Origin of the sequence: Cloacibacterium sp. (assembly GCF_047601505.1) — a bacterium.
Lineage (GTDB): Bacteria > Bacteroidota > Bacteroidia > Flavobacteriales > Weeksellaceae > Cloacibacterium.
The window spans coordinates 3,040,322-3,062,653 of record NZ_JASGJD010000001.1 but is presented as its reverse complement, the minus strand read 5'-3'; the positions used below and the strand labels follow the sequence as shown (position 1 = coordinate 3,062,653).

Annotated in this window: 14 protein-coding genes; 8 read left to right on the top strand and 6 right to left on the bottom strand. The window is 33.1% G+C overall.

Going from position 1 to position 22,332, the window contains the following annotated elements; all coding sequences use genetic code 11:
- The first annotated feature begins 175 nt into the window (after positions 1–175).
- The 4 genes from QM746_RS13855 to QM746_RS13840 all read left to right on the top strand — a co-directional run bounded on the left by QM746_RS13855 (position 176) and on the right by QM746_RS13840 (position 8,760).
- The gene (locus QM746_RS13855) at positions 176–1,786 is read left to right on the top strand and encodes a hypothetical protein (protein WP_414984766.1); all 1,611 of its coding nucleotides are present in this window, start codon (positions 176–178) and stop codon (positions 1,784–1,786) included.
- Positions 1,787–1,955: 169 nt separating this feature from the next.
- Entirely contained in the window at positions 1,956–5,702 is a 3,747-nt protein-coding gene (locus tag QM746_RS13850) for a hypothetical protein (protein WP_414984765.1), read from the top strand.
- Between the two features lie 66 nt (positions 5,703–5,768).
- Entirely contained in the window at positions 5,769–7,793 is a 2,025-nt protein-coding gene (locus tag QM746_RS13845) for a phospholipase effector Tle1 domain-containing protein (RefSeq protein WP_414984764.1), read from the top strand.
- Entirely contained in the window at positions 7,774–8,760 is a 987-nt protein-coding gene (locus tag QM746_RS13840) for a DUF2931 family protein (RefSeq protein ID WP_414984763.1), read from the top strand. The genes QM746_RS13845 and QM746_RS13840 overlap by 20 nt, the downstream gene beginning before the upstream one ends.
- 899 nt (positions 8,761–9,659) lie before the next feature.
- On the opposite strand, the gene istB is transcribed toward QM746_RS13840, so the two are convergent.
- From istB to istA, 3 genes are read right to left on the bottom strand one after another with little or no spacing between them, the layout of a single operon-like run.
- On the bottom strand, positions 9,660–10,397 hold the full coding sequence (istB, locus tag QM746_RS13835) for an IS21-like element helper ATPase IstB (protein WP_414984698.1): 738 nt from the start codon (positions 10,395–10,397) through the stop codon (positions 9,660–9,662).
- A gap of 4 nt (positions 10,398–10,401) precedes the next feature.
- Entirely contained in the window at positions 10,402–10,536 is a 135-nt protein-coding gene (locus QM746_RS13830; protein WP_414984697.1) for a hypothetical protein, read from the bottom strand.
- Positions 10,514–12,067, bottom strand: a complete 1,554-nt coding sequence (gene istA, locus QM746_RS13825) for an IS21 family transposase (RefSeq protein WP_414984762.1) — start codon at positions 12,065–12,067, stop codon at positions 10,514–10,516. Before istA ends, QM746_RS13830 begins: the two co-directional genes overlap by 23 nt.
- Positions 12,068–12,274: 207 nt before the next feature.
- Between istA and QM746_RS13820 the strand changes: the two genes are divergently transcribed.
- Positions 12,275–14,056, top strand: coding sequence for an efflux RND transporter permease subunit (locus QM746_RS13820; RefSeq protein WP_414985159.1), 1,782 nt, complete (start codon positions 12,275–12,277; stop codon positions 14,054–14,056).
- A 477-nt stretch (positions 14,057–14,533) separates the two neighbouring features.
- Here QM746_RS13820 and QM746_RS13815 read toward each other — a convergent pair whose 3' ends face one another.
- The 3 genes from QM746_RS13815 to QM746_RS13805 are packed head-to-tail and all read right to left on the bottom strand — an operon-like array spanning position 14,534 to position 16,713.
- Entirely contained in the window at positions 14,534–14,932 is a 399-nt protein-coding gene (locus QM746_RS13815) for a c-type cytochrome (protein ID WP_414984761.1), read from the bottom strand.
- Between the two features lie 22 nt (positions 14,933–14,954).
- Positions 14,955–16,286: a cbb3-type cytochrome c oxidase subunit I gene (locus QM746_RS13810; RefSeq protein WP_414984760.1), complete on the bottom strand. Its 1,332-nt coding sequence runs from the start codon at positions 16,284–16,286 to the stop codon at positions 14,955–14,957.
- Positions 16,273–16,713, bottom strand: coding sequence for a c-type cytochrome (locus QM746_RS13805; protein WP_414984759.1), 441 nt, complete (start codon positions 16,711–16,713; stop codon positions 16,273–16,275). Before QM746_RS13805 ends, QM746_RS13810 begins: the two co-directional genes overlap by 14 nt.
- 441 nt (positions 16,714–17,154) lie before the next feature.
- On the opposite strand from QM746_RS13805, the gene QM746_RS13800 reads away from it, so the two are divergent.
- The 3 genes from QM746_RS13800 (at position 17,155) to QM746_RS13790 (ending at position 22,198) form a co-directional block, all read left to right on the top strand.
- Positions 17,155–17,703 (top strand): RNA polymerase sigma factor, encoded by a 549-nt coding sequence (locus QM746_RS13800; RefSeq protein WP_414984758.1) that lies wholly within the window; start codon positions 17,155–17,157, stop codon positions 17,701–17,703.
- Positions 17,704–17,933: 230 nt separating this feature from the next.
- Positions 17,934–18,767 carry a FecR family protein gene (locus tag QM746_RS13795; RefSeq protein ID WP_414984757.1) on the top strand — a complete coding sequence of 278 codons (834 nt, stop codon included), beginning with the start codon at positions 17,934–17,936 and terminating at the stop codon, positions 18,765–18,767.
- 140 nt (positions 18,768–18,907) lie between these two features.
- Positions 18,908–22,198, top strand: coding sequence for a TonB-dependent receptor domain-containing protein (locus QM746_RS13790; RefSeq protein ID WP_414984756.1), 3,291 nt, complete (start codon positions 18,908–18,910; stop codon positions 22,196–22,198).
- Positions 22,199–22,332 lie beyond the last annotated feature (134 nt).

Here is a 22,332-nt window from a genome sequence, read left to right as displayed (position 1 = left end):
TCTTGTTCGTTATAGAAAAACTCTTTAAAAAGAAAGAGAAAAGCGCCTAGTTAACTAAAATTTTTACGATTACCAGTATTAAAATCGACACTTAAAAGTGACTCGAACAGCAAGAAGTATGCACCAGAAGCACAAATTTTTCTAGAAAAGAATGTTTAACACAAAAAATTAAAAAATGAAATCAAAACAAGAACTAAAAAAGGTCTTCGAAAATGGAGACAAGCCCAGACAAGAAGATTTCTGGGAATGGCAAGACTCTTATTGGCATAAAGAAGATAGCATTCCCATTGAGAAGATAGAAGAACTTGAAAATTCACTAGATTTAAAAGCCAATGTTGATGCATCTAATATAAATACGGAAACTTGGCAGAGTAAGTTAGAGCTGGATCAAAAAATATTAACTTCTATTGACGGTTTAAACTACACTTGGTCGCCTACTAATAGAACCTTAACACTGTCTGATGGAGAAGGGAATCAAATATCACAAGTTTCGTTATTATCTCTTGATAATGAAGGTACCGATTTAAGATATAATTCTTCTACAACTTCTTTAGAGCTTTGGAATGCATACAATGAGCTATTAGACACTATTCCTGTATCATCTTTTATAGGTTCAGTTGGAACACAATTACAGCTTAATTCTAATCAATTACAATTAAAAGATAGTCAGGGAAATATATTATCTACTGTGAGTTTTGCAGTAAGTAATATCAACGGGTTGCAAACAGTTTTGGATGGTAAATTGAGTAAGCCCTCTACGATTGGTAATACTACATCTTACCCTTATGTAATTGGTGAGGATGGTTCTGGAAACTCGGCAAGATTACCTGCAGGAGATTTAGGTAAGAATTTTTTTAATGCAGATTTAAGCAATACATCGGCTAGAAACCATACGATGAATGCGGGATTAACCATAAACACTTTAGGAAATGTTTATAAAGTTCAAAATTTGCCAGATAGATCTACAGATTCCAACTTTAATAAGGTTATTAAAACAGATTCCACAGGACAATTTGCTTTAGGAGATGCTTTTGTATATAATGTACCTAATACAATTACTGTAAATCACGTGAATCAACCATCTGACCCCGATGTACCTGTTTATGTTCAAACGATAAAAGATAAATTAAATGAGATACATAATTCAGCAATATTTCAAAAATTTACAAATTGGAATATTGAAACTTTTAATGGAATTTCTGATGAAACAATAAATATTCAAAATAATGACACAATTCAAACTAACGTTAATCCATTTAGAAGTTTAACGACTGCAGTAGGAGGGCAAACAATGATTAATGTAAAATCAACTAAGATTTTATCATCAAGTCAAAATTGGGCAATTACCTTTAATAGTATAATTTCTACTGATGGTGCTAGTGCATATGGGAACTATGGTATACCAGGATGTAGATATGTGGGAATATATTCTGATGATAACGGATTAGTTGTTCCTGATTTTTATTTTAGAGATGGAGGAGGAGGAGATTTTGGTATTCCTGCATTAGGTTTGTCAGGAGATAATACGCAAGGTATATCTACAAGACAAGTTGGCTGGTATGTACCGATAAAATGCCTTATTTTAAAAGTAGGGACACAGATCTTTCTTCAAGCGGGGTATGGAACAAATAATATCATTTCAAAAATTTATGATATTCAAAATCTTGTAAATAATAACTCTAATTTTGGATTTATAGTATCCGCATATAAAATAGTAGATAATAGTAACCCTTATACTACCTATAGTGCTAATGTGAGTAATATACAATATACATTATTAACATAATAGCAATAAGTAAAATCACTAAAATATAAATTTAATTTAATAAAAATCAATAACTTAAAATTATTGAACAGCCTGTCTTATGCTTAAAAACTAAAAAACTACACTCTTATTTGCGCAAATACAAAGAGTACCTCTTAAAAACAATTATTAACAATTTAAAAAAATAAAAATGTTACCAGAACAAAACATTAATACTAATAATAATGTATCACAAACATTATTTAGATTTGTAAGTCTTAGAAATCCACAACTTACAGAAACTCACCCAGAGAAAAATCTTGGGTTTGTACACCTACCAAAAGATTTAACCATTCTTTTCGGAGAAGTTATTCCAATGGGAATTTGGGATAGTTCCAATGGTTCTAAAATTTCTGCTTTAGAAAATCAAATTTATGTAATTGATTCTCAAAATAGCAACTACTTTTATAAAACAAAAAGTGAAGTGGTTGCAGATTTTTCAGACTTTTTTCCAGTAGCCGAGAAAATTGCAAAAAATGAATTAGAAAATATTGAAAATTATTTACCTCAAGGCAATACTTATCCTTCTAATTATGCAAAGTTGTGGGATAATTTGATTTATCAGGTTTTAACTCAAAAAGATTTTTATGTAAAAGAGGCTATTTTGCAAGTAATAAAAGCTATTCATTTTTGTGTACATCAAAATAATGAATCTCATATTCTGCTCAGAGATGCGAAGGTAGTTATGCCAGGAAGATTATTTGTAGATACCATTATAGATGATGGTGTAGATGCAGAAGATGTTCCTAATGTATTTACTGTAAATGAAAGTTTAATTTCTAATTCTTACATTGCAGAAGACCCTACGGTAAATCAAATTTCTGACTCTGCTAAAAGAAGATTAGCATCATACGCAGAAAAAAATACTAAACTAGCTCTTGCGGTATCTGAAAAAGGTAGATTAGATACCTTAAAAACTGAACTTGATAAAGTAACAAAAAATTATCACAGAGAATACTCCAAAGCATATAATGAAGCGCAAGCAGATTATCAGGCATTGATAAAACCTCTTTTAGATGATTATCAAGTTCGTCTTAAAGCCGTGACAGATGGTTTTAACTCCACACAGACACCAGAAGAGCAACAGGCACTTTTGGATGCTGTTTCAGAACCTGTATTGCCTGAATTTCAATTTGAATTTCCGAAATTAGATACAATGTATTTAAAAGATAAACTTACTGAAGAAGCATTCCTAGTAATGGCAGATGTACTTCATAAAGAATTTTTAGGAGAGTACAATGATGAAGTTGTAGAGCAAAACGGAATGCGTATGGCAGCAAAATCACAAAGTGAGTTTACTCCAGAAGCGAGAATTCTACCAGTTGAAGACGCTGTACTTATTGATAGTCTTCATCAGTTCATTAGTTTACAGTATAATGATAATACTGAGATTATCCAAAATTCTACGAGTATTACTAAAGAAGAATACACTAATTTAAACGGAATGTTTGTTCCTATACAGACTCCTGCAAAAAATCCTTTTACAGCTACTCTTACCCCGAAAAAAAATTATAGAATTTCTGATATTTTATATGATTTTGATTTGGCGCTAGAAATGTCTGATATTTCTTGGGAAATTGAAAGTATGGACTGTTACTTAAAAGATGTTAATGGCAACACTTTAAAATATTCTCCAAAAGTACATGTTAAAGATGGAGTAAAGATTCTTACTCAAAACATTTTCAATGACCAGTTTTCATTAGAACAACTAGAGAGTTTTACAGAATTCAGAGCAATGGTATATTTCAAAAATGATAAAGATGCTGAAGTTATTTTTACTTTAAACGAATCATCTAGTGTAATGGACACTAAATTTTCTATGATTCAGTTTATTGGACAAACATATTCAAAAAGCAGTTCGTTAGTTAGCACTCCATCAGGCTCCGAAAATATTACAAATTCAAAATTCAAAAAATCATTTGTACCTAAAGGATTTGGTATTCGCAGGTTAGGAATTGCGGATTATTTAAAAGTAGAACAATCAATACACGCCTATGTTCCCGGAGAAATCTCTAATATAGAAAATGTAATGGCTAGTGAGTTGAGACACAAAAGCTCTAGCAGAACCGTAACCAGTGAAATTACTGATACCACCAAAACATCTACAGAGAAAGAACACGTTTCTGATACTACCGTTGCTACAAGAAATGAAATGCAATCTGAAATTTCTAAAATGAAATTAGATGACACCAATGTTGCATTAAGTAGTACTAAATGGGGAATTACAGCTAGTTTTGCAAACCACCGTTCCAAAGAAGAATCTACAAGACAAGCAGTAACCAAGGCTCAGGAAGTTACAAATAAAGCATTAGACAGAATTGTAAGCAATGTAGAACAAGAACGTATCCAAAAAATTATCAACACCTACACAGAAATGAATGTACACGAATTTGATAATCGAGGCAAAATAACTGCAACTACAGATGGAGAATCTGCAAAACCACAGCACATTACTGGTGTTTATAGATGGGTGGATAAAAAAATGAAAAACCAAATCTACAATTATGGGAAACGTCTAATGTTTGAGTTTATGATTCCTCAACCTGCTAAATTGCATGAAAATGCAATTAATAGTAATATGAAAACTTATACCCGTCCTTTAGATCCAAGAAATTCTGGAGACCAATGGCAAATTGGTAAACAAGAGGAATATACTTTTGAAAAATTTAAATATTGGGCAGATTATTATAAAACTACACTTAACGAACTTCCTCAGAAAAATTTAACAAAGGAGCTTGATAAAATTTACAATAAAGTAGATTATGATGGTAGCACACCAACATATACCAAACCTTTAGAAGTTCCTGAAAATTATGTGGCGAGTTCTGCCACTATTCACTATAATTTTGTAAGAAATTCTAGATGGTATAATAGCGAAGTTTGGTTTAGTGATTTTAAAAATAAAAAATACATCCATTTTACTGGAAAAAGTGCTAAAGATTCTGTAAAATTATCTAATTTTATTGTAAATGATGGTTTTATTTTTGAATACAATGGTAGAAATATAGAATCTTTTGATTTTACTATTATTTTTGACTATACATTATCCAAAGAATTTATGGATAACTGGTATAAAACAAATCTTGCTTCTATCATTACTAAATATAACGATGCTTTAGAAGCCTACCAAAAATTAGTAGAAGAAGAAAAAGCAAAAGCTGAAGAGAAAAAAGAATCTAGTCCATTGCTTTACAGAGAAATAGAGCAAAATATCTTGAAGCATAACGCAATTGCCTATATGGTAGATCAGGAGATCTTTGGCACACAGCTATACACCGGCACTACTATGAAAGAATTTGCAGTTTTGAGAGATAAAAACCTAGACGATTATGCTTCGCTCGTTAAATTTATGGAGCAAGCCTTTGAATGGGAAGAAATGTCTTACGAGTTTTATCCTTACTATTGGGGTTCTAAAGAAGAATGGCCTTCTCTTTATCAATCATCAAGTGATGATGCACAGTTCCGTGCATTTTTACAATCTGGTATGGCTAGAGTAGTAGCTACAGTGAGACCTGGTTTTGAAGATGCAGTAACGTTCTACATGAGCACAGGTAAAATTTGGAACGGTGGCGAAGTGCCAGTAATTGGTGATCCTATGTATCTTTCTGTAGTAGATGAAATGAAAGAAACTACAGGCAAACCACAAGGTAAATATTGGATTACAAGAGTACCAACCAGCTTAACGATTTTACAAGCCAAATCAGTAGGTTTAGAAGTTACCGATGCATTGCCAATCTTCCCTGAAGCAGATATAGAAAACTGTGAAAACCCTGAAGAATTGGTATTTGAGAACAAGTTTACTTTGCAAGAAAATGCACAATTACAAGGGAATTCTAATCCTTCTACGCTTTTCAATTATGCAGAAAATTTGGTTAATCTACAAAATAACCAAGGCTAAACCCAAACTAAGGCGGTGCAACTGTACCGCCTTTTCTAAAATTTTTAACACTTAAAATTAAAAAAAATGCCAAAAAAATTAAGAAAAGGATATACTTCTCCTGTATTGCTTTTGGGTAGAAAACCAAAACAAAAAAAAACTACAACTCTTATAACCGAAAAAGTAAAGCTACGTATTGGTGTTTTCTTTGATGGAACTGGGAATAATAGGTATAATTCAGAGATCGGATATTATAATAATGTTCATTACAAAGACAGAGAAAAAAATCCTTTTAAAGAAGATGATGATACAATTTATGATGATAAAAAATCTGCAGGCAGCAGTTATTGGAATTCTTATTCTAATGTGGCTTTGCTTCATGATTTATACGAAGAAAAAGGGGATTGGGAAAAAAATGTAACGTTTCAAGAACTTCAATTAAAGTATTATGAAGAAGGCATTGGTACTTTGAGAAATGAAAAAGATGTTAGTGTTACAGGAATGATAGGTTCTGGTTTGGGTGAAGGACCAAGAGGCGTAATTGCAAGAGTAGACCATACATGTATAGAAATAGCAAAAAAAATAAATGACTTATTTTTAGAAAGACAGAAAAAAAGCAACAAAAAAATAGAAATAACCTCCATTCAGTTTGATGTATTTGGGTTTAGCAGAGGAGCTGCTGCTGCAAGGCACTTTTGTAATGAAGTGTTACAAACTAAAAGAAAAAGAATTTCTAAAAATGTTGAAAATATAAAATTTGATGTGAAAAAAAATAGCTTACCTACAAAGCAATCATTGATGAAGGAGGCTCAAAAAAAAGTGATTGATAACACTCGAAATACAAATAAGAATATGTTACCTCCGCCTACTATAGAAGTATTTACAGGAGGCGTTTTAGGAAAAGCTCTTCAAGGAAAATTTCCAAAACATAATGTAACTGTCGAGTTTTTAGGATTGTTTGATACTGTGATTTCTCAAATGCTAGAGAGAAAAGGAATTATAGATGCTACAAGAAATCCGATTACAAAGGCTCTTTCTAATGCGTTTAGTCCTGTTTTAGGTATGGTTACAGACGCTGTTTCACTCATTCCTAAAGTAAATCTTGAGGTTTCTAATCCTAACATCAAAAAAATATTACATTTAAGAGCCCAAACAGAGTGGCGAGACAATTTCCCTATAACTCCTATTAAAAGTTATGCCAGTGGCAGTTTTGCAAGAGAATTTTCTGTTTTTGGAGCCCATTCTGATGTTGGAGGTGGCTATTGGCAAACAAAAGAAGAATTAAACACTCTTCATTTTTTTGATTTATCTGTAAATGCTTCTGATGAAGAAAAGCAGAAACTAGAAAAACAAAAAGAATTGTTAAGGAACTGGTATATTGATGCTAAAAGAAACCTTTGTACCGAAGAGCAAATAAAATGGGAAATTATGCATCATGTACATTCATTTGCTGGAGAGGGTGATATGGCCTATGATGAAAAGGATGAACTATTGTCAGCAGACATTATGGGTGATGAAGTACAAACAATAAAGAATGGAAGAACATACATATTACGTGGTACTCATCATAAGCTAGTTTCTACACGCCCGCTTAATAATAAGCTCTCATTGGTGTATATGAATGTAATGAAATATATAGCAGGAAAATACGGAAAAGTACCATTTACAATTTCTGAAAATAATACTAAACATCCTGAAGAATATAAATACCCTGAAGATGATGACACCCCAGTAAAAGATGATGCTGTATATGATTCACAAGAAGAAGATAAAGTGAATACTAAAAAAACGAATTTAAAAAAATTCGAAAACCTCATTATTAAAGTGGCAGAACATGGCTGGAAAGACGATGCTGGGAATATTATTACCTATCCTAATCTTGTTAAGGATCATAGTTATTCTGTGAATTCTGATATGTTTGATTACATTATGGGAAAATGCGTACATTTATCGGCAAATTTTAATTCTCCAATATTGGAAATATTAGACCATTTTAATTTCGCATATCCCAATGTACCACACTTTAAAGATGAAAAGAATTTTCAAGACCCACCTTATGAAAGACAGCCGTATTATCCACAATTGGATGCTTATGACTATAAGCCTCACTAGTTTATTCATGCTTTTTTCTTGTCAAAGAACAAAATTTCAATGGGAACCAGGTATCTCTGCCCCTAGAAATTATCCTGTTGCTGGCTATGTAGATTTTGGTAATGCTGGACATGGAAGCAATACTTCATTTCAAAATGGTTGGGGAAATACTTATGGGGCGGTTTCTTCTGGGGATATATACAAAGAGGCTCCTAAAGAAGTATATATAAATTATTATAGTGTTGTTGATGGTAAAAATTTTGAAGGAAAAGTATTACTTCCACAAGAAAGAATAAGAAGATTGTTTGAAAAATATAATTTAGATAAGAAAGAAAAATCATCAGGAAATTTAGTGGTAGGTATGGCTCCAGGTGGTTGGATACGGGTATGGTTTCATACCATAGATGAAAAAGCAAATGATTTAGTAAATATAGAAGTAGCAAAGGCTCAATTAAAGGGGTATAAAGATAATAGTGTAGGAATTGGTTTAAAAACTAAAAATTTTGAAACTTGGGGAAATACATACCTTTATTGGCAACATCACGGCATTCCCTATGAAGCATGGGCAAATAATGAAAAAGAATACGATATGTATTTTGATTTATTTACGCCTAATCATGATGAAGTAGAGTATAGTTATGTATCAGAAGATGGTACTTTTGAACAGGGGATTGGAATAGACAAAAAATTCCATCAAAAATTACCAGTTGAGTTTGAACTTGGTTGGCGTGATAAGGCAAGAGAGACTTTTTATTGTTCCAAATTTATTATGCCAAAAAAATTTAAGCATTTTATTGAACAAAAAAAGATAAATACAATTATTTTTAAATTAGAAATAGAAGACAACGATCAAAACGCTACTTTGTATTTGGTTTTCAATAATACAAAAGAAAAAATATTGCGTTATAAAAATAAAATTCCAACAGCAGAAGAAAAGAAAAATAATGACTATTCCTACGCCACAGAAGTAGAATATTTTATAAAATAATGTAACAATGAAATTTCAAATCAAAAAAAACGCTCCCAAAAGAGCGTTTTTTTTGCTAATCCACTATCTTTATAGAAAACGTTTTAAAAAATTAATTTCATTCTTTATAACATCAAAGATAAATGTAGAAGTTTTTTTATGAAATTAAATAACTATCTGTTAATTAGATAAATATACTAAATTTAATATAGAAAAGTAATATTAAATTATTGAATTTCAATAATTTAAATCACTAACTTAATGACATTGTGATTGTACCAGAAGGGGAGTTGGATAATTTAGTTATTTCAAATAATAGGAAATCTGGAATAAAAATTTAATGAGGCAATCTTGCTTTTGAGATAGCCTTTTGTTTTGGATTAATAATGTTCATTTTATTAATATTTTGATTAAACAGAAATGAAAGTATGCAGTTTTTTTATTGTCACCTTACGGTTTTCCGTAAACGAGAAATATTTTTTTAATTTAAATTTACCTTGATATTCTGATTAATTACAATTTTTGATAAAAAAACAGAGATGTATATGTTGTAATCAATTGATTTTATTACATTTGTATAAAACAAATAAACAGAAACTCAAAATCTATAAACAATTAACATCTAGAAGTAAATTTTACAGTAATAGTTATCGGATTATCCATTATTATGTGCTTTTGCGAAATTTTTCCAAAGATGCACTGCTTCCTGTGAAATCTTCGCAAAGCAGCCGAGTTGTTAGCTGTATGCAAATTTCAGTGATATTGACCACCTCATTTCAATTTAAAGTGACCACCTTGTTTCGGTTTAAAGTGACCACCTTATTTCGGAGCAAATTGACCACCCCTTTTTCTCGTTTAAAAACTACTTTTTTTCATGCGTTTTTTTGTTGTTAAACTTATTGATTCAAATGTAATAAAAATTAGTAATTTTTGCTGTTTCTTTTTTTTCTCATTGATTCTCCTTGAAGCTCAATTCGGTGAGATTGATGGATAAGTCGGTCTAAAATAGCATCTGCAATGGTTTTTTCACCAATAATATCATACCAACCTTGAACTGGGATTTGTGAGGTTACAATGATAGAACCGTTGTTGTGACGGTCTTCTATGATTTCTAAAAGGGTAATTCGGTTCTGGCTGTCCAATGCTTGGAGCCCAAAATCATCCAGAATAAGTACATCCTGCCGCTGTATTTTGGTGAGTTCTCGTAGATAAGAACCGTCTGCTTTTGCCATTTTTAATTTTGCAAACAGCTTCGAGGTGTTGAAGTAATTTACCTTATAACCCTCTATACAAGCCTGATAGCCCAATGCTGTTCCTAGATAACTTTTGCCAACACCCGTGCTTCCTGTGATCAGGATGTTTTCGTTTTTTTCTACAAATTCGCATTCCGAGAGTCTCAAGATAAGATTGCGATCCAAATTTCTGGACGCATCATAATTTAGGGTTTCAATGCTGGATTGGTAATGGAATTTGGCGTTCTTGATGCTTCTTTCAATACGCCTGTTATGCCTTTCGTCCCATTCTGCATCAATGAGTATTGATATAAATTGATCCAACGTGTAATGGTCGATTTTACCGCTTTCAATAGAGGTTTTAAAGGCGTTGTGCATGCCGTGAAGCGTCATTTGCTTCATTTTGGTAAGAGTGGTTTCATTCATAATTTTAATAATTGATAATTGATAATTGATAATTTTTGATAAATTTCCAACTTCCAACTTCCAACTTCCAACTTCCAGCTTCCAACTTCCAGCTTCCAGCTTCTAACTTCCAACTTCTAGTTGTAATACTGCTTTCCACGAATATTGCTATGTTCGGGAAGTTCTTGCTGGCTTTGGTCTTCTGTGTCATAATCCATGTGATCTAAATTGTTTTCTAAAATTTTCTGTATGGATTTGTAACTGTAAATTTCATACTCCAAACCTCGTTTGCAAGCTTTGATGAGGCGCGCTTTTCCTACTTTTTTTTCTAAATTCAAAATCCCTAAGCAGCTTTTGTAAGCTTGTTCTGGGTGGTTTCTACTCTCGATGATATGCAGAATGTATTCTCCAACTGCTGTGTCAATGCTTTTCGCCCAATCCATGAAGCGTTCTGCACTCCATTCTGCTACAAAACGGTGCGTGCTTGCCAAATGTTCCGAAGTGGTGGTATATACATAAGGCTTGTAATTGCGCTTGTGGAGGGCTATTCTGTTGTATTTGTAATAAATTTCTACCGTAGAACTGGTGTACAATAGTTTCACCTTTTTCTTGATATAGGGATATGGAACACTGTAATAGTTCTTATCACGGCTTAAATGAACGTGTCCGTTCTGCATTACCGTGGCAAAGGATTGGTATTTGATTTCAAAAAAAGTAGTAGGAAGCGGTCGTAAGGTAGGCTGTTCGTCTTCCAAAAACAGTTCCCTGCGAGAATAAGGACGAGCGGTGAGTTTTCGGTTGTTATGAGCGTCTAATAAATCCCAGATTTCTTGGTTGAGTTCTTCTAAATTGAAAAACTGTTGGTCTTTTATGTTGGCATAAATTCTTCGATACAAAATCTTCACGGCTCCTTCTACCAAGGATTTGTCTCGTGGTTTATAGGCTCTGGTTGGTAAAATCGTGGTTTCATAGTGTTCGGCTAAATCTGATAAAGTTTCATTCAAAGTAGGCTCAAAACGATTGCTTTTAACCACTGCAGATTTTAAATTATCGGGAACTATTGCAGCGGGAACGCCCTGAAAATAACGCATTGCTCGTTCTACTGAATGTACAAAATCTTCCTTTTGTTGGCTCAACGTGGCTTCCGCATACGTGTATTGGCTTCCACCTAATAGGGCTACAAAAAATTGTACTTCTCGTAATTCTCCATTCGTTTTGTCAATGATATAAAGGGGTTTTCCTGCGTAATCTACGTACATCTTGTCCCCGCATTTGTGGTGCATGTGCATCACGGGATTTACCCTGTTGCTCCATATTCGGTAATGATGACGGAACTGTGAGCTCTTGAAACCATCGGAATGCTGCGCAATGTACGCTTCCCATAGATGATGAATGGTAATGCCTACTTTCTTCAGTTCTCTTTCCATTTTTGGAAAATAATCATACAACTCCTGTAGTTTGGGGCTTACGACATCTTCTTTGCCTCCAGAAAAAAGCAATTCTAACTCCGAATCGCTCTTTGATAAAATTTCTTCTTTTGTTTTTCCTGAAGCTTCAAATATTGAGATATACTTCTTTACGGTGTTTCTAGATAGGGATAAATAGGTGCTTATAAACAACTTACTGTTCCCTTTGCTGTACAATTTAATGACTTTTCTTATTTTACTCATGTCTGTTAGGGTGTTTGCCATAATCCGATTTTTTTATCGAATTTAAGCTTCTAACGCCATGAAAAAATTGGTAGTTTTTGTTGCTGGTTTCTTCCTCAAATTGAGGTGGTCAATTTGCTCCGAAATAAGGTGGTCAGTTTACTCCGAAACTGATGGTCAATTTACTCCGAAATAACATGGTCAATTTGACCGTTTTTTCCAGCTTTAGCAATCACTTTGGTAGACGTTGTGGTGTTTTTACCATTAGCGCTTGCAGGAGGATTAATTGGCTCTATACTTAAAGAATTTGCTTTGGTAGTAGTGGTTTCTACATTGATGAGTTTATTTGTTTCTTTCACAATAACACCAATGTTAGCAAGTAGATTCGGAAGATTGGAACATCTGACAAAAGATAACTGGTGGGGAAGAATTAATCTCAAATTAGAAGAATTTATAGACCTTATTAAAGATATTTACGGAAAAGGACTTCGTGTGGCTTTAAATAGAAAAAGATGGGTTTTAGGATTTATTTTATTATTGCTTGTTGGAAGTATTGCCTTAGTTCCGACAGGTTTTATTGGAGGTGCTTTCATTCCTGCCGCAGATAAAGGTGAAGTTGTAATTGACTTTGAATTGGCACCATCATCTTCGGTTTATCAAACTAATATGATTGCACAGCAGGCAGAAGAAATGTTGTTAAAAAAACCGGAAGTGGAAACCGTTTTTTCCAGCATAGGTTTTGTGCCTGGAAGTGTTGCAGGAAGCAGCAATTCTAATAATCTTGCGCGATTAACAGTCAAATTAAAACCAAAAAGAAATATTAGTTCAGAAAACTTTGGTATTAATGTTCAAAAGGAAATTTCCGAAAAAATTCCTGGTGTTATTGTTTCAGCAGGCGCAACTTCTATCTCTGGAAATGCAACCAATGCACCTATTCAGATTAATGTTCGAGGTTTAGATTTGGTAGCATTAAGGAAAACTGCTGAAGAAATTAAAGCCATTGCAGAAACCGTTCCCGGGACGCAATTTGTGAAACTTTCTGTAAAAGACAGAAAAACTGAAGTCGCTGTAGAAGTGAATCGTGATAAATTAGTTCAATATGGCTTAGATGCCAATCAGGTGGGAAGTGCATTACAAAAGGCTTTCAGTGGAGATGATAAAGGTAAATTCAAACAAAGTGGGAACGAATATGATATTCTGATTAGCTTAGACCAAGCCAACCGTTCGGACGTTAATAACGTGAAAAATTTATCATTTACCAATGCAGATGGGCAGTCGTTTGTATTAAGTCAATTTGCAGATGTGAAAATGGTTTTGGGAGAAACCGTACTTCAAAGAAAAGACAGATTAAATTCTATATCCATCAATTCAAATGTTGCTGGTCGACCTGTAGGAACTGTTTCCAATGAAATTCTTGAGAAAATTAAAAAAATCAAAATCCCAGAAGGAGTAATTCTCGAAACTGGGGGTGATGTAAAAAATCAAAGCGATGCTTTCGGAAGTTTGGGTATTGCTTTAGTTACTGCTATTATTTTGGTTTATCTTGTAATGGTCGCGCTTTATGAAAGTTTGGTTTATCCATTTGTTGTATTATTCTCCATTCCTGTAGCGCTAATTGGGGCTTTACTGGCATTGGCTCTGACAATGGAAACTTTGAATATTTTTTCTATCATCGGGATGATTATGCTTTTGGGATTAGTCTCCAAAAACGGAATTCTGATTGTAGATTTTACCAACCATCTTCGAGAGCAGGGAAGTTCGGTAAAAGATGCTTTGGTAGAAGCAGGAATGGAGCGTCTAAGACCTATTCTAATGACTACATTAGCAATGATTTTGGGAATGCTACCCATCGCTTTAGCAGCAGGAGAAGGTTCGGAAATCAAAAACGGCATGGCTTGGGTAATTATTGGAGGCTTAACAAGTTCTATGTTGTTAACATTGTTTATAGTGCCTTGTATGTATTATATTATTTATAGGATTCAAGAAAAGTTTGCTTCAAATGAAAAGGAAGTGATAAGATTTCAAAAATAGATTATTTCGGTGATAACTTAGTAAAAGTTATTTTGAAATTTGAAAAGTTAAATAGAAGATATTCTAAGGATTTATAGAAAAGCTTTTTAAATAGTAATTATTTAAAATATTTTAGGATTAATTTTTCAAAAAAGAATTAAAACAATTCTTTTTATGGGTTATCTCACTTTTGAGATAGCCTTTTTATTTTCAAATTTAAAGTTAATAAAATGTCGAATTTTAGGGGAGACTTACAGCATCTCAACAATACGAATCCGAATTGTACAATAGATTTAAAGAATATTCTGGTTATGTATTTTTCATTGGACAGAAAATATAATTTTTGTAGCCTTTAGTATATTATTAGTTCATACTGATTTATTAAGAAAAAATGATTAATTAAGCACTTGCAAAAATGTTTTGCAAGTGCTTTTTGTTTGTTTCTATTTTTTAGAGCTGTAGATTTTACTGTTACTTTTACTAATTTAGCAAATAAAATTATTTTAAAGTTAGAATGTATTCTATCATTTTTTTTGCAGTTTCTTTATCTAGATTTGGATGAGCAGACATGGGTACATTGCCCCATTTTCCCATGCTGCCATTAATGATGTTTTCAGAAAGTTTTTCTATATTTTCAGGAGTATTAAGATTTTTAGCAGCTATTTCTTTGTAAGAAGGGCCAATCAACTTTCCTTCTTCTTTATGACACGAGAGACAATCAGCTCCTTTTATGAGTCTTAGCCCCTCAGGTTCTGGAGTACTATCAATGGTATTTACTGAAGATGGATTAGAGCTAATAGTCTCAGCAGTATTTTCATATTTAGCTTCATTTTGATTACAAGAAGCTAGCAAAATAGAAAATAAACTTAAGGATAATACAGTTCTTATATTTTTCATTTTTCAAATTAATTTCTTAATATTATTTGGAGCAAACTATTGATTTAATTATTTTAAGTAATTTGAAAATTACCATATATAATCCAATTAAAAGTCCAAGACCAAAGATTGTAAATATGATATATATAGCATGCATTGAATCTTGGAAAGTAGAAAAAAGCACATTTTCAGTAAAATACATCCATTTAGATTTTTCAATGCCCATGATGATTAAAATAACCCAAAATCCAACAAATGAAATATTAAAAATATTGATTCCCATTTTGAGAAATGCTACGGTTTGCGGCGTAAATTTTTTAGTCTCTTCAAAAATATAGATGACGGATGATAATAGAATAAGAGTATTAATGCCAATGGTTGTTCCCATAGAGTGTGCTACAGTAATATGAGTTCCATGTGTGAGTAAGTTAATAGCTGGAATTGAAATCAAAAGAGCTAAAAATAGGTTTAAAAATATCCATAAATCGGCAAGCATCATTACTTTGTAAGAAATAGTAAATTCCTTTTTCTTTTCTTGTGAAAGATTTTGTTTCCACATATAAATCATTCGGATTAAAATAATCCATTCTGTCATACTGATGGCATAGGCGGCATAACGAATCCATGAAGCATTGGGAACGGGATAAACATGATGAGCCCAATTAAACATAGAATTGACTAAACTTAAAAAGAAAAAGAAGAAAGCCGTTTTAGAATGGCAATATTTACTGTTTCCACTGGTTTTAGACATTACATACATAGATGAACCGTAAATTAGCATATTCCATGCCCCTACATAGGAACCACCTGCTTTCCATTGCATAGTTAAGTTTTGAAGGTAGTTTTCTCTAAAATAAGGCAATATCCAAAGATGAGCTTCAGTAAAGTGAAAAATCATAAATAAACAGCCTGTTCCCCACATCCAATAATAAGCAGGCCATTGAGAAAGTGAAGAGAAAAGAGATTTGAAGTAAAACAGGGCAAATAAAACCCACCCAACTAAAATAGGAAAATAGAATATATGCGGATATTCTAGGTATTCTTTACCTTCAAATTTTCTCAAAATATAGCAAATTGTAATGAGAATTCCCATGAGAATAAAAATCCAAAATTGGAATTTCATAATCCAAGGATTTGTTTTTTTAGCATTTTCATCATGTTGAACGTACCAATAAATTCCGCCAATAGCACCAAGAAAAATCCAAGACAATGCATACAACGTATGCAGAGGACGAAGAGCAGTAAAAGGTAAAATTCCTTTAATGAATTCTGGGATTATATATTGAAAACCAGAAAGTAAACCAACTAATAAACATAATCCAAGACTTATTAAGCCGATTGCTATATAATAAAAAGGATAATTATTTTTTTTCATTATTAATGCTTTTATATTGTAGTTCTACCCAACCTTCGGGTTTTATTTTTGCTCCTTTATTTGGAAAATAACCACTTTTATCTACCTCTTTTAAGAATTGAAGGAGCTGAGCTTGCTCTTCAGGAGAGAAATTGAATTTAGGCATTGATCTTAACCCGCTAATCATCATTACTTTCAAGTATTCATCACTTTTATTAGGAGTAGAACAGACGTTAGTTAAATCTGGTCCCAGATACCCTCCCAAACCATAGAGCTGGTGGCAGGCATTGCAATTGTTTTGTAACCATAGAGTTTCACCCTTAATGGCTTTTTCAGAAAATTTTACATTTCCGAAGTTAGACTGAGAGGTGTAGATGGAAGTGTTATAAATATTGAAAATAACAATCAATCCTAAGAATATTAACACATAAATTTTATAAATCTTCATTGTTTTATGCTATACAAATATTATTATTTTTTAATTCCTACAAATATAGTAGGAATTAGTTGTATGGATTTTATATTATGATAAATATCATCGTTTTTTATAATAGTCAATAAGGTTTAAACTTTGAGTTTACAATATTTTTATTTGATTTTTTTCTTAATATTTTCAGAATTGACGACGGTGCCTCTTCGTTAGGATATTTTTTGTAATTTGCACATAAGTGCGTGTTTTGTAGTTAATTTAATTTACTGATTTCAATCAAGTAAACATCATTTATCTCATTTAATTCATAATGCACAATGGGTTTTAAATCTCAAAAGATAAAGGGTATAATTTATATATGAAAAAAAACTTTCAGAGAGTGATAATGTAACATTTCCTTCATTTAATAATTCTTAGATTCTTTGTACATTGCAATCCATAAATTGATAATCGCTAAGAATGTTTAAAGACTATTTAGTTAAAGATAAAAATAAAGACTTTCATAATATTTATGAAGTTTTTTCAGATCGAGTTTATACTTTAGTCAATAAATATGTCAAGCAGCCGGCTGATGCTGAGGATATTGTGCAGAATATTTTTATTCATATTTGGAACCGATGGGATAATATTAATGGTGATACGAAAATGGATGCTATTTTTATAAAAACAGCAAGACAGGAAATTTCAAAATGGTATGCTAAACGTAAAGACGTTTTTTTAGATGATTTTGTAGAATACCCTTATGATGCAGATATGGTAGAAAACCCTGAAGATGATGATGAACTGATGGAAAAAGTAAAAAGACTACTAGATCAAGCTCCCGAAAAGAGAAAACAAATATTTCTCCTTCACAAATTTGAACAACGAAGCATCAATGAAATTGCAAAAGAAATGAATATGACTCCTTCTGCAGTAACTAATCAAATTAGTCTTACATTAAAGTTTATCCGTAAACAGCTCAGCAATCATCCTGAATTTTTTTGGATTCTTATTCTTCTGTTTCAGTGAAAATATAAAAAGTGAGTAAATTGATACATCTTCACTTCTAAACTTATCTTTTTGTATTAATTTATTGTAAACAAATCTAGTTTTAACAAAAACGTACAAAACCTTGCAAATTCTATATTTTGCAGGGTTTTTCTTTTTTTTCATTTTAAGAAATTATTAAATATCATTTTCACCCGTGACATTTTTCTGTCTCGGAAGCTATTTATAGATAGAAGACAAATTTAAAGATAATGAAGAACTTAAAAAATATTGAAAAAGATTGGCTCCAAATTCCAATAAATGTAAAAGTGTCAAGAGAAGTAAAACAAAGGATATGGTATAATATATATACTGCAACCATAGGTAAAAAGAGAAAATTTACCTATCAGGTGGCTGCAATCATATTATTGATGATTTCTTTGGGAGGATTGTTTACTTACACCACATTTTATAGGCCTGATGTCTATATCGCAGAATCAGCAAATAGGAAAGTAATGTTGAAAGATGGTTCAGTAGTTACTTTGTTTCCGGGTGCAGAGCTTACTGTTACAAAATCTTTTCCTGAAGATACAAGGATTGTGAATTTGAAAGGAGATGCTTTATTTTTTGTTGCAAAAGACAAGCTGCATCCTTTCATTGTTAAGGCAGAAAATTTCAGTACCAAAGTTTTGGGAACGGTATTTAAAATTTCACAATCAAGAAAAGACAAATTTGTGGAGCTTTATGAGGGGAAAGTTGCCGTTTCTTATTCTGGTACTAAAGATTCTTACTTGAATCCAAATCAAGTGTGGACGAATTTCGGAATTGTTAGAACAACAGCAATTTACACAAAGAAAATAGACAAACAATCTGGCAAGCATATTAACAAAATTGAGTCTTTAAGCTTTAATGAAGTTCCTTTTGGTGAAATTATAGAAACAGTAAAAAAATACTATAACATCAATATTCTTTATCCTGCGGAAATCAGTACAAAAAAGATTTCGGCAGAACTTAAAGGGAATATTGATGAAAATGTTGAAGCATTGGCTTTTGCAACAGGAATGGAAGTTCAAAAAGCTAACAACACTTATATTCTAAAAAAATAAGTGTGTTAAAAACAATAATCAAACTCTAAGTAAATATAAAATCAATTAAAATGAAATCGTAAGATCATTTCCATCATTTTGTCGGGGAATATCATTTTTCGAATTCATTCAAAAATATTAAATCCAAAATGAGTAAAAATATGAGATCTGTACTTCTGGTAGCAACGGTATTTTTTGTAGTATCTACACAGGCACAGGAATTAGTGCAAAAAGTTTCATTTTCAGTTTCTCCAGGAAGCACTATGGTAAAAACCTTGGAAGATTTTGCAACTAAAACAGGTTTGGGATTTGTTTATTCCAAAGAAGAATTTAAAAATATTAAAACAAAAAGAATATACTGTGAAAGTATCTCTGTAGAGGAATGTCTGAAGGAAATTACTAAGGGACTTCCGATTGCTTTTAGAATGCGGGGAAATCTGGTGTCACTGAAGTATAGCGGTTTATCATCTATTGCAGCATTAGGAGATGTCCGTCTTTCTGGGAAAATCGTGAACGAGGTAGGAGAGCCGGTTGTGGGAGCAGTGGTAAGTGTGGCTGGAAAAACATCAGTAACGGACAATAATGGTGATTTTTCTTTGCATGTTCCCTCAGGAGAATACGCACTTACAATAAAAGCAAATAAATATAGAGTACTTCATGTAGAAAAATTGAGCCTCAAAGGAAATGAAATCAACACTGTTTCTTTTGTCATGAGATCTGCATCAGATAAAGAAGTCAGTATTAAAGAAGTGGTGATTATTGGAACCCGAAAAGCCGACACACAGGCAGGCTTATTGGCACAGCAGAAAAAAGCCGCTCAGATGAGCGATGGTATTTCTGCTGAGCAGATTTCTAAAACCCCTGACAGCGATGTAGGAGCTACCCTAAAAAGAGTAACAGGCGTAACTACTGTTGATAACAAATATGTGGTAGTGCGTTCTATGGGAGAACGTTGGAACACTGCTGCAATGGACGGGATCAATTTACCAAGCACAGAAGCTTATAACAATAACTTTTCTTTTGATATTATCCCGACCGCAATGGTAGAAAGCGTTGTGGTAAGCAAAACGGCTACACCGGATATGAACGCCAGCTTTGCAGGTGGTTATGTTGAAGTAAAAACCAAAGACATCCCGAATGAAGATTTTTTAACGGTGAGTATGGGAACATCGTACAATGATATCTCCACATCAAAAGAATTTCTGACAAGACAGAGAGGGAAAAATGACTATTGGGGGTATGATGACGGTACGAGAGATTTTCCGAAGGGATTAGAGCCGATGGATTGGAACAATCCTCTCTTTTTTGAGCAATCCAAACAGTTTAAGGACAATTTTTCTACGTTTAAAACCACAGCGGATTTGAACTCTAATATGCAGTTGGCTTTTGGGAAGAGTTTTAAGATGAAAAATAACAATAAGTGGGGATTTGCGGGAGCAGTAACCGTACGAAACGAACAAAATAAATTAAACATTGACCACACCGGAAGAGGAAACTGGCTGGATACAACAGATCCTATTGGTAAAGAACAGCAAGAGGGTCTTGCAACAGTAAAATTTTACAATTTTAAAAATACAGGAGCATCTTATAATTACAATTCTACCGTTGCAGGAATGTTAAACTTCGGGTTACAATTGGGCAAACACAGAATCTCATTCCGTAATTCTTACACCCATATTTACGACAATACACTAACACAAGTAACAGGCTGGAACGAATATACAGGAGGTAGTGGATCTCCTGTCAATGCAGAAGCATCTTACAGTTATTTTTATAACGGTATTATTCCGGAAAATTATCCGCTCGCACTTCGAGATATGGATAAGCCTTTTACAGATAATACCGATTATCCTATTTACCAGACTTTATTGCAGAACAAATTAGAAGGAAGTCACAGAATTGGAACTACGGAGTTGAACTGGTTCGTGGCAAGAACAGGTGTTGAGGCCGATACAAAAGATTATACACTACATCAGAAGGGATATGATTTTGTAGGAAAAGAAATATTGACTGGCTATGGGGTTTATAATTCAGGAAATAACTTTTCGAGAGGGTATATCGAAAGTCGTGAAACCGACTGGAATTACGGAGCTTCTTTTAAATGGAGCTGGAATATCGGAAACCTGAAAAACGATATTAAAGCAGGATATGCAGGGGTTTCTAAAAACAATACCAACCAACAGGAAAAATTCTTTCTGCGAGTAGATGAAAATAGAAATGTTCCAAATAATGAAAGAAATTATCTGATGATGTATGGTTCATTAGCGGAATGGTTCGATGGTTCCCATTATGAAGCGGGAGGCATTGGCTGGCAAACCAGACCATTGTATAAAAACAATATATACGAGGGTAAGGTAACGCAACATGCTCCTTATTTGATGTTAGACAATCGTTTTGGAAGTAAATTCCGGTTGGTTTGGGGTGTTCGTGCGGAGTATTTCAAATATGAGCTCATTTCGCAGCAGGTGGATGCTGATGATCCAAGAAACCTTACCCGGGAAGCAGTGGAAGACAAACCTTGGCAATGGATGCCATCTGCTAACTTCACATATAGCCCAACTAACAAAATGAATTTTAGATTAGCTTATGGCAAATCGGTACTTCGTCCACAGTTTAATGAAAGAACAGGACTTCCCTATTTTGATCCTATAGCCAATGGACTGATTTACAATACTGCACTAACATCTTCTGTAGTTGATAATTACGATTTCAAATTTGAATGGTTTCCGAGATTGGGAGAGATACTCTCTGCAGGATTGTATTATAAAGATATAGACCGTCCTATCGAGAGAGAAGGACATCTCTCCAATGAAGGAAATTTGTACTTGTATAATGGCAATTCCAAAAATGCAAAGCTAAAAGGGGTTGAAGTGGAAGTAAGAAAAAATATCGGTTTTATTGCAAACGATTCTTTCTTGGAACATCTTTTTATTAGTGGAAATTTCACGTACAACGATACGAAGATTATTGCTTTTAAGAATGTATATAAAACTGAAAATACAGACGAAACGTATGAGGTAAAAAGGCCACTGTACGGACAGACCCCTTGGGCATATAACCTGGGACTATCGTATGATGGTGACCGCCTTGGGCTCAGCTTTCTGTGGAATGCCAAAGGCGAACAATACATTACCGTGGGCTATGACTATAATGCAGAAGAATTACAAAGACCCTATGCAGTGGCAGATGCACAGATTTCTTACAAATTATTGAAGAACAAAAACCTTGAATTTAAACTCAATGCAAAAAACATTTTCAATAGAGCAATTGAATACTATAACAATCTTAATTCTTATATGGACACAAGATCTGTTGGGCAAACAGGTGGGGCAAGGGAATTTATGACACTTATCCCCGGAGCAACCGATAAGTATGATAGAGACATTGATAAACTATTGTATAGAGCATACAGAGGCAGAACCTTTGGATTAAGCGTAAATTATACATTTTAATAGGATGAGATCAGTAGTAAGATATGATAGCAGTTGTCATTCCGACCGTAGTGGAGAGCAACGGAGCGTATTAGAGGAACCTCTGGAGCGACCGCAGGGAGTGCAATAGAGGAATCTATCAAATGCAGAGAAAA